Raw genomic sequence first — 12,218 nt, 5'->3', positions numbered from 1 at the left:
ATGGCTTATATCGCACGTATCATGTGAACGCCTAGGTGAAATATAAGCCGAGTTCTGTTTATGTAGCTATTTATCTGGAGTAAATGTTACCATTTACCGCATGCGATTTACCCGAGTAGATATGAGGAAAACATAAAATCTACTTCTATTTAATCTTGCTCCTAGTGTTGGTTACTCGACTACCAATGTTGCCATTGCCATGGTGTGCTCTTACCACACCTTTTCACCCTTACCTAAAAATATTTTAGGCGGTAATTTTCTGTAGCCCTATAACTGGAGTTACCTCCGGCGGGCATTACCCGTCACTATTTTTCCTTGGAGCCCGGACTTTCCTCTGCTATGTTTATCACACAACAGCAGCTACTTATTTCACCTAGGAATTATACTTTAACATGAAAATCACAAAAGCAAAAGACAATTTCCTAACAGTCTACATATTAAAAACATTTAGACAAATAGCTAAAGGTGATATTCCGGCACATCATCACTATCCCAAGATAAGCTTTTTTCACTTTTAGACTCCGCTTCAGTTAGTCAAGAGCCTGGTCCACCGCTTGAAGACGATGAGCTACTTCTTGATCGACTACTACTTTCTACTGATATACTATTTAGCACTGTTTCAGATTGATATATAGTTCGCATTCTGTTACCAGTGGTAAAAATTTCTTCATCGCTACTTGAAGATGATCGCCTTCTATAACCCAAATCAGTTAGTTCTAATACAGAAGCAGCATTACGACCCTTAACATATCTATATGCTATGAATCCTATAATTCCAACAATACCTATTGCTCCAACCAAAGATCCCCCTATCATTCCTGCCTTATTAGACCCTATAGCAAGTTGAGTAGGTTGTGGTGAAGAAGTAGACTGAGGAAGTAAAGTCGTGGTGAATATAGGAGTTGTTGACTCTTTTGTTCTAGTACTTGGTATACTAAATACTGTTTGTGTAGTTTTCTCTGAGCTTGTTGTTGGCGCAGTTGGTTCCACTGTTACTGTGCTTGTTTGAGTCGTTGACTCTGTTGAAGGTTTACTCATCGTAGAAGTCGACGCACCAGTCGCTGCTGTAGGTTTTACAGTACTTGTCTCAGTCCCTGAAGTTACTATCGGCACACTAGTTGACGTTGTAGCAACCGTGGTCGCTTGTGAAGTAGTAGTTGTTTTTGCTACTGTCGTTGACTCCGTTGAAGGTTTACTTATTGTAGAAGTAGGTGCAACGGCTTCCGTTGTCAATTTAGTAGTCTTCACAGCGTCGGTTTCTGCTGTGCTAGTAATTGCAGCAGTCGGCGTTTTCTTAGAAGTCACAACCGTTTCTGCAACAGTTATAGGAGCCACGGTACTACTAGAAATAATATCTGGCGTTAATCGACCGTTAATGATATTAACAAAATCACTGAGAGTTTTGATGCTATTTGCCGGTATTATTGTTGCTTCAGAAGATTTTCCAGAGCCGTTTTGATTAAAAGTTACAATATTTTCTCCACTTACCGCAGTTACGATAAAACCACCCTGACCGTTGCCCTTAATATATAATTGCTCTATAGGATCTGTAAATTGATAGATAGGAAAATCTGACACTGATCCATTTTTAAGTAGAGTTGCTATATGTAACCTCTGCTCATTAGCTGATTGGTCATTTTCAAGAAAAGCAACTAGATCATTTCCTTCCGTTTGTTCAACATACTGCAAAAAGCTTATTTCATGTTCTCTAGAAAGAGATAGTGCTTTATTATCTATTTGACCTTTTCGATTACCAAGTAAAAAGCCATTAACTCCATCCTTCAGACCCTGAATCACTTTAGCCATATCAAATTTAAAAATACGTGTTTTTCTCACCTCTTGATTTTCCTTAGTAATCCTTTTGCTCACTTGCGAATAAAGCATCGTGTTTCCATTTAATGCCAATTGCCCCTGATTATCAAAATTGAACAATTTTCTTTCTGTAACACCTTTTTCTCCAGTCAATACCTTAAATTTTCCGCTCTCGCTTGACTTTAAGTACCAAGAAACTAAAGTTTGATCCTTTAAGTTATGGGCGATTACAATTACGTCACCATTACCAACTTTCACTGCTCTTGGTTGAAAGTAACTATTGCCCACATTTGCAAGACTATTATTATCAATATTCTTTTGTAATTTTCTTTTATCTAAATGTTCAACTGAAGGAGTATTAACTGATTGTTTAATTCCGTAAGTGTTAAAAGATAAGCCTTTAACGCATTTTTCTCCTTCTTCGCTAATTCCTTCTTCAGGAAAGATAACTCCAACTTTATCTATTTCAGCTGAATCTTCTATTAATGTGAGAGATAATTGATCTTTGAATTCATTTGCTACGCTGATATTTGTACCACATTCGTATGTTTTTGATTGATATAATGGACTAATAAGTAATTTTACTTTACTGCTCCCATTACCATTATCTTGATAGCTGAGTCCGTAAGCAACTCCATTCCCCTCAATTAATTCTACGTTTGTTGGATTAAAACCTATCGCTTCTTTAATTTCCGGTGTATTTGAGTTGATCCCGAGCAATCTTCTTAATATAGACATAATTTTATTTAAAATATTAATAAAATGCTATTATGATTACTCCTGTGTGTTAATGTCAATGAAAATTTTAACTAAAATTAAAAAATTAATATAATATTTTATACTAAAAGGTAAATATAAGCTTGAAGAGGGCTAAGAAGCTTTATGCTATTTCTCAAAAAACCAACAATTGCAATCATTGGTTCTACAGGTATAATCTGTTAAAGTTTACACGAGTCTCATGAATGATAGAAAAAGAAGAGCAGTTTAGTTTTACATCAGAAAACCTCAAGAAAGCGGGAAAGTTTATAGAGATGTATCCCAAAGGTAGAGAAGGTAGTGCTGTTATGCCTTTACTATATCTGGTTCAAGAGCAATGCGGATGGGTTTCTGAATCTGCTATGCGTTATGTTGCTGATATGCTGCATATTCCACATATTCGTGTATATGAAGTGGCAAATTTTTACACCATGTATAATTTAAAACCAGTAGGCAAATATCTAATACAAATTTGTAGAACAACTCCTTGCTGGTTGTGCAATAGTGAAGAAGTTTTAAATACCTTTAAAAAAAAACTTGGAATCAATATCGGTGAGACTACTAAAGATAATTTGTTCACTTTAAAAGAAGTTGAATGCCTAGGTGCATGCGTTAATGCTCCCGTTGTGCAGATCAATAATGACTTCTATGAAAATCTTACTCCTGAGAAAGTAGAAAACATCATAACAGAACTTTCAGGCAAATAGATGAAAGAAGAATTTTCATTCAAGAGAATCAAGCAATCAGGTTCTGCAAGAGTTGGAACAATTAAAACTCCAAATGGAAGCGTAGAAACCCCCGCTTTTATATTCTGCGCAACAAAAGCTGCAATTAAAGCTGCAGATATTGAAAGAATAAGTGAAGCTGGTACCCAAATCATACTTTCCAACACCTATCACCTAATGCTTCAACCAGGAGAGAATACTGTTGCAAAACTTGGTGGTTTGCGCAAGATGATAGGATGGAATGGGCCAATGCTAACTGACTCAGGTGGATATCAGATATTTAGCTTAGGCCACGGATCAGTTTCGGAAGAGATAAAAGGAATAAGAAAAAAACAAAAAACTTTGATCAAAATTAATGAGGATGGGGCAATTTTCCGTTCTTACATTAATGGTAAAATTTATTGCTTAACTCCTGAAAAATCTGTACAAATTCAACAGAAATTAGGTGCAGATTTAATCCTAGTTTTAGATGAATGCACTCCATTTCACGTAAGCAAAGAATACACAGCAAAATCAATGCTCATGAGCCACAGATGGGCTGAACGTTCTTTAAATGAATTTGAAAAAAACAATAATGGCAAGCAGGCACTGTATGGAATTAGTCAAGGCGGAATATATCACGATCTGCGTAGAGAAAGTTGTGATTTTATCAACAATTTACCATTTTTCGGTCAAGCAATAGGTGGATCACTTGGTCAAAGTAAAGAGCAGATGTACGATGTAGTTTCTTTCACTATGGACCACTTGAAAAAAGACAGGCCTACTCATTTGCTTGGTATTGGTGGAATTGTGGACATCTTTCGCGGAGTTAGTCTTGGAATTGATACGTTTGATTGCGTGCATCCAACCCGTTTAGCAAGGCATGGTGGTGCGCTGATTAAAGTAAAAAATAGAGATTCTATTTCTTCAAAGTGCAAAGAGCATATCAATTTGCGAAATCAACAATTCGAGCTGGACGATAACCCAATTGAAAGTGACTGTTTATGTTTTACCTGCAGAAAACATTCAAGAGCTTATATACACCATTTACTGAAAGCTAAAGAGCTCCTGGCTTACACGCTCGTTACCATTCATAATATTTTCTTTATGAATAAGTTAATGGCATCAATAAGGCAGGCAATATTAGATGATAGGCTAGATCAGGAGAAAAATAATTGGATTAGTGAAATACCATTGCACTTTGATTTGGCCTCTCTTTAAGTCTTTTCTTCATTAGACTTCTTGCATAACCATATAACGAACTTTTATTGGAAATAGAAACGAAAAAACTTACTTGACAAACTCCGCCAGCCCCCTTATCATGGTACTGAAGCTATTTATTTATCTTCGCAATCTGTGCAGGTTAATGACAAAAAACTTAGGGTATTTGGCGTCTCATGTTTAATTTTTCGCACTACGTGCATCGCATGTCCTTAAAAATTTCTGGGTTTTTACCTATATAAGCCGAAACGCGCTTACAAAGCGTTTAAGACAGCAAAAAACGTCAAATTGACAAGGGAGAATTTGAATACTAGCTACCCTAGGGTTTCTTTGCCTTTTTTCCTGCTTGGTAAATTTCTTAAACACTTGCGGTGTAGGTTAGTTGCAAGTTAAAAGCAGCTAAATCGCTCTTAATCAAGCGTTTTAGAATAAAAAAAACGCCGATATTTTAGTACATAGTGAATAGCTAACCACCACGGGGCTTCTTTTGCCTTTTTTTTCATTTGGTAAATTCCTTAATATTTATGGCTAAACGACAATCGTCATCCCAGCGGGATCTAGAGATACCGCGGCGGTATAGCTATACCTTTTTTCTACTTAGTTTGGGTTATGCAAGAAGTCTATTCTGTTAACTCTTCCTTTTATTATTTTTCCTTCAGAAGTGCTATAATAAATAATTAATCTATTAATGTTAGCCTTTGTCTTGAATTTGTAAATGTTAGAGATAAAGATATGAATATAAAAAATAATGTTCTATTAATATTTGACTTTGATAATACTATTACTAATGGGCACATGCACAATGCTCTTTCTAGGTTAAGCAAAAGTGACTTTAATTCTACTCAAAATAATGCAGCAACTGATAACGACATAAAAAATTTTCTAGAAAATACAGACGGAATAAAAAATAAAGAGGGGTTAAAATCTGTACTGCAATCTGCACTTTCAAGTGGAATAGAAGTTAATATTGCATCATATACAAAATATCCGGATGCTGTAAAAGAGGTTGTAAAGGATCACTTGGGTTTATTTGAAGAACAAACAGGTAGCATTTCTGTATTTGGTGGGTTTCCAGGAGATTATGATAATCAGTTGCAAGAGTTAGATGTTAGAGAACAACAAAGTCAAGTCGGAAAGAATTTGCACATCTGTGAGGCAATTGTGAAGTATAAGAATAAACACGGTGAGTTGCCAAAAACTGTCATGCTAGTTGATGATGATGTAAAAAATATTCAAAAGATTAATGAGTTTGTTGCATCAATGAGCAAAAGAGGGGGATGGCTTAAAGAAAATGGGCTGAGTGTTGAAGATATAAACAATATTAAATTTGAAGGCGTTCAAGTACCTAAAGAGGACAAAAATGTTGGTTATCTAGAAAGAGTACAGGAGTTTGTCAATGCTAACTTGGTACAAGAACCAATTTATGAAAATTTAAGGAAAGAAGAACCTATATACCAAAATCTTCAAGACACTCAGAGACAATCACCTGAAGAAAAGCCACCACAATTACCTCCTAAACTTAAGAATTTAAATGCAGTATCCCAGAATAATGAGGAGCCACCATCATTACCTACTAAAAAAAGGAAATCAAGTGATGGTGTGGTTGTTGATGATGAGAGTAAAAAACAAGATATTAAAGACATGTCATCATCCAAAGCACAACCAACACGCTCAAAACGTCATGCAATGATGCTTGACCCTCAGCAAATAGAATCTATACACCAGAATGCTGAAGAGCCACCACTAGGTAAAAAATACGCACATACTGAAACCATCTCCTTATTAGAGGCATTTGAGACAATCAGAGATTTTTTTCAAGATTGTGGTCAAAAAATAATAAATACTATTCATAGATTATTAAAGAAGGAAGTAATAACAGGAGTTAAAGAGCAAGGCTATGATGTGAATAGTGAAAAAGGTAAAAGTGAAATTACGATTTATGGTAATAAATCGATAGATATTGACAAAATAAAAACGGATTTTATTGATACCTCTCTAATTCGAATAATGGAATTGGGTGAGGAGAAAATCAAAGATCTTAACAATAATTATAAAGGTGATCAGCTAGGGCGAGAGATATCGAAATTATTGAACGCTGGTTCGCAAAAGGAAAATATAAACTCAAACTATAATGATGGGGAGCCTATATTTCAGACTCGTGAAGAAGCATGGAATTATCCTCAGCAAAAGAAAGACATAAACTCAAACTCTGTAAGAGGAAACTACAATAATGGAGAGCCTATATTTCAGACTCGTGAAGAAGCATGGAATTATCCTCAGCAAAAGAAAAATATAAACTTGAATCCTGCAAGCAGCACTACACCTCAAGGTCAAGTATCATCATCTCCTCCTAGAAGCAATATAAAAGAAGCGTGTAGTTCACAGCACACCGCTTCAATTGTAAAGTAGCCAAATTAATGTAATAGAATGCGCTAAGCTTTAAGCATAGAAACCACTTTATCGTAACTTGGTAATGATTCAATTTCTCCAATTGCAGCTAGAGTGGTTTTTTCATGCTGAGATAACAATTCTTCTGCTGCTTTTTTTACGTTAGCAGTGGTAACTGCACTAATTTTTTCTATTAATTCATTTTTACTGATGTACCTATTATAGTTACCGTAGTAGTGTCCCAATGTTTCAGCACGTGAGCTAACACTTTCGCGTGACATTAAAATTTGGGATTTTACTCGCTCTTTCACTCTATTTACTTCTTCTTCCTTCAGATCATCTGTAGACAACTTCTTCAACTCTGTCGTTATAGATTTTAAAAGCTTATCTAAGTTACTACTGTCTGTACCAGCAAAAATGGAAAACATTCCTGTATTAGTATAGCTGGAATTAAATGAATAAACAGAGTAAGCTAATCCCTGCTTTTCCCTTACTTCCTGGAATAAACGTGATGACATTCCGCTCCCTAATATAGAATCAAGCACTTGAAACGTGTGATATTTATCGTCATGGCGAGAAACACTAGGTAGACCAATTAGCAAGTGTACCTGATCTAATTTACGATGTTCTAAATACTCACCACCAGTACAGCTCGCATTTTGGCTTTTTTTCAGCTTTTTAGAATGAATCTTTGAGAGAAAATCTTTGGTTAATGCAACAACTTCTTCATGTTCAACATTTCCTGCAACGGCAAATAGCATATTCTCACCAAAGTAATGCTCATTTATGTAATTATCTAGATCTCCTCGAGTAAAAGATTTTACAGTATTTTGCGTGCCTAAGATTGACCTACCAAATGGTTGGTCTTTATAAGCTGCCTCAAAATATTTGTCGAAAATAATGTCACTTGGTGAATCATTAGTTTGAAAAATCTCTTGTATTACAACACCCTTCTCACGTTCCAATTCATCTTCTGGAAACGTGGAATTCATCAATATATCTATTAATATATCAATACCAGTTTTTATGTCTTTCTTGAGGACTTTTGCATAATAGGTGGTGCTTTCCCTACCAGTGCTGGCGTTGAAAACCCCACCTATGTCATCAAAAGCTTTTGCAATTTCAAAGGCAGTTCTTGTCTTCGTCCCTTTGAAAGCCATGTGTTCTAAAAAATGGGATATTCCATTTTGCTTTGCACTTTCTGCTCTACTGCCAACACCAACTCGTATGCTTAAAGCTACGGAATCAATATCACGCACCTGCTCAGTTATTATGCGCAGACCATTATCTAATTTTGTTACCCGGGGTATATTCATCTCATATATTCTTCTAAGTTCTCTTCTGCAAAATCCCAATTAATCAAATGATCAAGGAAAACTTTTATGTAGTCAATTCTACGGTTTTGACAATCTAAATAATAGGCGTGCTCCCACACATCCATAGTGAGTAGTGGCACTTGGCCATAAATTATTGGCAAATCTGCATTTGGAGTCTTGGTGATTTTGAGCTTTCCTAACCTACCTTTTTCGAGCACTAACCATACCCATCCACTGCCAAACTGGCTTACTCCATGACTCGAAAATTCTTCATAAAATTTATCAAAGCCACCGATATCGTCCTGAATTTTTTTTGCTAAAAGACTACTATCTTTAGGCTTACCACCACCATTTTTTTTCATTGAGTTCCAATAAAAAGTGTGGTTCCAAACTTGTGCTGCGTTATTAAATATAGGCAAGTTGCTGCTATTACCATGAACTTCTGTTATTAATCCCTCAATTTTCACATGCTGATAATCCGTATTTTCAACCAGCTCGTTGAGTTTATTTAAATACCCTTTATGATGCTTATCATAATGAAAGTCTAAAGTTTTTGCAGATATGTAAGGCTCTAAAGCTGTTTTATCATATGGTAATTCAGGTAAAGTAAAACTCATAAAAACCTCTTTATTTCTAACCTACTTGGATGGTAGGGCAATATATGCTTTTGTGCAACATATAATTAATAGCTAAAACATTTAGGTATCTATTGCATTATTCTAAATTATACTACAATAACGATTATTATATAAGCCATAGAAATGGATTAAATGCAAAAGTTACTTGACACCCTTCGCCAACCCCCTTATCATGAAACTGAAGCTATTTATTTATCTTCTCTGTACAGATTAAATGACAAAAAAACTCACGTATCTGGCGTCTCATGTTTAATTTTTTGCACTATGTGCACCTTATGTCTTTATCAAATTTCTGGGTTTTTACCTACACAAGCTGAAATACGCTTATAAAGCATTTAAAACATTAAAAAACGCCAACTTAAAAAATGGATAGTGAATAATTAGCTACCCTAGGGTTTCTTTTGCCTTTTTTTCTGTTTAGTAAATTTCTTAACGTTTATAATTTAGATTAGTTGCGGTTTAAAAGTAGCTGAATCGCGGTTATTAAACGTTTAGAATAAAAAAACGCCATACTTGAAAGTATAATGTAAGTAATTAGCCAACCACGGGGCTTCTTTTGCCTTTTTTTTCGTTTGGTAAATTTCTTAATATTTATGGCTAAACGACAACCGTCATTCCGCTACGTGTTAGCGGGATCTAGAGATACCGTGACGGTATGACAAGGGAGAACAGTTGTATTCCTGCACAATTTATTCTCATGACAAAAACGTCTTAACTTTCTCTCTACTTTTTCTGGGTAAGGTCAATTTTGTGAAAAAATGGATTGAATTATAGGCAGATTTGGCTATTATTTGTAATACATGGGTATTAGGTAAAATGTTTAAATTTGATCCTTTATTATTAGCTCGAATTCAGTTTGCCTTCACAATAGGCTTTCACATTATATTTCCTGCTTTCACGATCGGGCTTGCAAGTTTTCTAGCCTTTTTGGAATGGTGTTGGCTTAAGACTGGTGATACACGTTTCCGTGATGTTTATAAATTCTGGATCAAGATTTTTGCCGTTGCTTTTGGCATGGGAGTGGTATCTGGAGTTGTAATGTCATATCAACTTGGTACCAATTGGTCGATTTTTTCTGACCGCATAGCCAATGTTCTCGGCCCTCTATTTTCCTTTGAGGTTTTAACAGCCTTTTTTCTGGAGGCATCTTTTTTGAGTATTATGCTATTTGGATGGAATAGAGTAAGTTCTCGTATGCACTTTGCTTCTACTTGTATTGTTGCAGTGGGAACGCTTATTTCAGCTTTTTGGATTATTGCGGCCAACAGTTGGATGCAAACACCCGCTGGATTCACGATTGGTGAGAATGGTCTCCTATATCCAACCAATTGGTTAGAGATTATTTTTAATCCTTCTTTCCCTTATCGCTTTATTCATATGGTAACAGCAGCCTATCTTACAACAGCTTTTGTGGTTGGTGGTGTAGGAGCATTTTATCTTTGGAGAAAACGACATGCTCCTCAAGCAAGAATTATGCTTGGTATGGCAACCATTATGGTAGCTTTAGCTGCACCATTTCAGCTGTTCATGGGAGATAGGCATGGATTAAATACACTAAAGCATCAACCTGCTAAGATTGCTGCAATGGAAGGTATATGGGAAACCGAAAAAGGGGCTGGCTTACTTTTATTTGCTTATCCGGATCAGCAAAATGAAATTAATCACTACGAGATAAAAATTCCTAATCTTGCCAGCTTGATCTTAACACATGATTTTTTAGGAGAAGTAAAAGGATTAAAGGAATGGAAAAAAGAAGATAGACCACCTGTAGTATGGGTATTCTGGTCCTTCCGTATAATGGTTGGAGTTGGAATTTTAATGATCATAATTGGGTCAGTAAGTGTTATACAGTATCTTCGTGGCAAATTATTCCAAAGTTGTTTCTTACATGGATGGTGGATATCAATGATGCCGTCTGGGTTCATAGCGTTACTTGCAGGTTGGTTTACTACTGAAATTGGCCGTCAACCTTACACTGTATATGGAATTATGCGCACAATTGAATCATTTTCATCTGCGATTACCGGTCCTCAGGTTGCATGGTCTTTGATTGCATTTATCGTTATGTATACCCTTATATTTGGAGCAGGTAGTTACTATATTCTGAAACTTATATACAAAGGAATTCCTGTCATTAAAGAAGAAGAGCAATTTTATAAACACGGTATTGGAGCTTCAGTGATTGATGCTGGTACATCTGGAAAGGACAACAATCATGTTTGATTTTTCTTCCTTAATTAATTTACCCCTAATCTGGGGATTACTAATTGCCATAGCTGTTTTACTGTATATTTTAATGGATGGGTTTGATTTAGGTATTGGTATTTTACTTCCTTTTGCACCGTCAGATAAATGCCGTGATCACATGATAAGCTCAATTGCACCATTTTGGGATGGAAACGAAACATGGTTGGTATTGGTTGGTGGAGGGTTGTTTGCTGCTTTTCCTCTTGCATATTCAATATTAATGCCTGCTTTTTATATTCCAATCATTATTATGCTGCTTGGCCTTATAGTGCGCGGAGTATCCTTTGAGTTTCGTTTTAAGGCAGAAGGAAAATACAGGCGATTATGGGATTATGCCTTTCATTTTGGGTCACTTGGTGCTGCATTTTGCCAAGGCATGATTTTAGGTGCATTTATACATGGTGTAGAAGTAAACGGACGCAACTTTTCTGGTGGCCAATTTGATTGGGCAAGTGCTTTTAGTGTAATGACAGGCATTGCTGTGATATTTGGATATGCACTTTTAGGTTCTACATGGCTCATAATGAAGACAGAAAATATAACACAAGAATGGGCACGCAAGGTTGCTTCTTATACGCTTGGTTTTGTAGGTATTTTCATGGGACTAGTGAGTGTAGTGACACCATTTTTAAATGAACGTATTAAAAACTTTTGGTTTAGCATGCCAAATTTTTATTATTTATTTTCTATTCCATTACTCACATCTTGGCTATTTTTCATGCTGTGGTTTGATCTTCAGAATACTAAACGGGAGTACCGTCCATTCTTTCTCAGTATTGCTATTTTTTTTATGGGATATTTAGGTTTAGGAATTAGTATCTACCCATGGATTATACCTTTTCAATATACCATTCTGGATGCAGCCGCTTCTGGGCCAAGTTTATCTTTAATGCTCATTGTTATAATACCGCTTTTACCAATCATTTTAACTTATACTGGTTATTGCTATTATGTCTTTCGTGGAAAATCAAATTATGAACACACATATTAAGGAGTTAGTGACCTTATGGTTAAAACGTTACCCTTAAATCAAGCAGTCATTCAGGCAATGGCGTCAACTCAAGAACCTTCATTAGCAAACCCTCCTATGGATTTTCTGAAAAGTTTTTGAGTATATTGTATTTTTAATTTGTAGA

The 12,218-nt window shown here is 35.7% G+C and carries 8 protein-coding genes and 1 other RNA gene; 5 read left to right on the top strand and 4 right to left on the bottom strand.

The annotated features are described in order from the left end of the window. Positions 1-27: 27 nt before the first annotated feature. An RNA gene (gene rnpB, locus ABWU29_RS02525) (RNase P RNA component class A) lies at positions 28-377 on the bottom strand. A 157-nt stretch (positions 378-534) separates the two neighbouring features. Continuing rightward, positions 535-2,550, bottom strand: coding sequence for a hypothetical protein (locus ABWU29_RS02520; protein ID WP_015589172.1), 2,016 nt, complete (start codon positions 2,548-2,550; stop codon positions 535-537). 224 nt (positions 2,551-2,774) lie between these two features. On the opposite strand from ABWU29_RS02520, the gene nuoE reads away from it, so the two are divergent. From nuoE to ABWU29_RS02505, 3 genes are all read left to right on the top strand, one after another. After that, the gene (gene nuoE, locus ABWU29_RS02515) at positions 2,775-3,275 is read left to right on the top strand and encodes an NADH-quinone oxidoreductase subunit NuoE (protein ID WP_010962799.1); all 501 of its coding nucleotides are present in this window, start codon (positions 2,775-2,777) and stop codon (positions 3,273-3,275) included. Beyond that, a complete protein-coding gene (gene tgt / locus ABWU29_RS02510) occupies positions 3,276-4,493 on the top strand; it encodes a tRNA guanosine(34) transglycosylase Tgt (protein ID WP_015589173.1) in 1,218 nt (405 codons plus the stop codon). It abuts the gene before it with no gap. A gap of 732 nt (positions 4,494-5,225) precedes the next feature. Beyond that, on the top strand, positions 5,226-6,902 hold the full coding sequence (locus ABWU29_RS02505; RefSeq protein WP_255498713.1) for a hypothetical protein: 1,677 nt from the start codon (positions 5,226-5,228) through the stop codon (positions 6,900-6,902). A 23-nt stretch (positions 6,903-6,925) separates the two neighbouring features. On the opposite strand, the gene ABWU29_RS02500 is transcribed toward ABWU29_RS02505, so the two are convergent. Continuing rightward, on the bottom strand, positions 6,926-8,197 hold the full coding sequence (locus ABWU29_RS02500; RefSeq protein ID WP_010962800.1) for a M16 family metallopeptidase: 1,272 nt from the start codon (positions 8,195-8,197) through the stop codon (positions 6,926-6,928). Then, positions 8,194-8,814 carry a superoxide dismutase gene (locus ABWU29_RS02495; RefSeq protein ID WP_197907379.1) on the bottom strand — a complete coding sequence of 207 codons (621 nt, stop codon included), beginning with the start codon at positions 8,812-8,814 and terminating at the stop codon, positions 8,194-8,196. The genes ABWU29_RS02500 and ABWU29_RS02495 overlap by 4 nt, the downstream gene beginning before the upstream one ends. Before the next feature lie 837 nt (positions 8,815-9,651). Here ABWU29_RS02495 and ABWU29_RS02490 point away from each other — a divergent pair. Beyond that, complete coding sequence (locus ABWU29_RS02490; RefSeq protein WP_006280502.1) at positions 9,652-11,058, top strand: cytochrome ubiquinol oxidase subunit I; 1,407 nt, start codon at positions 9,652-9,654, stop codon at positions 11,056-11,058. After that, complete coding sequence (gene cydB, locus ABWU29_RS02485; RefSeq protein ID WP_015589177.1) at positions 11,051-12,073, top strand: cytochrome d ubiquinol oxidase subunit II; 1,023 nt, start codon at positions 11,051-11,053, stop codon at positions 12,071-12,073. Before ABWU29_RS02490 ends, cydB begins: the two co-directional genes overlap by 8 nt. Positions 12,074-12,218: the final 145 nt, after the last annotated feature.

This window comes from Wolbachia endosymbiont (group A) of Phasia obesa (assembly GCF_964028125.1).
Classification (GTDB): Bacteria; Pseudomonadota; Alphaproteobacteria; order Rickettsiales; family Anaplasmataceae; genus Wolbachia; species Wolbachia pipientis.
This window is presented reverse-complemented; position numbering and strand designations above follow the sequence as displayed.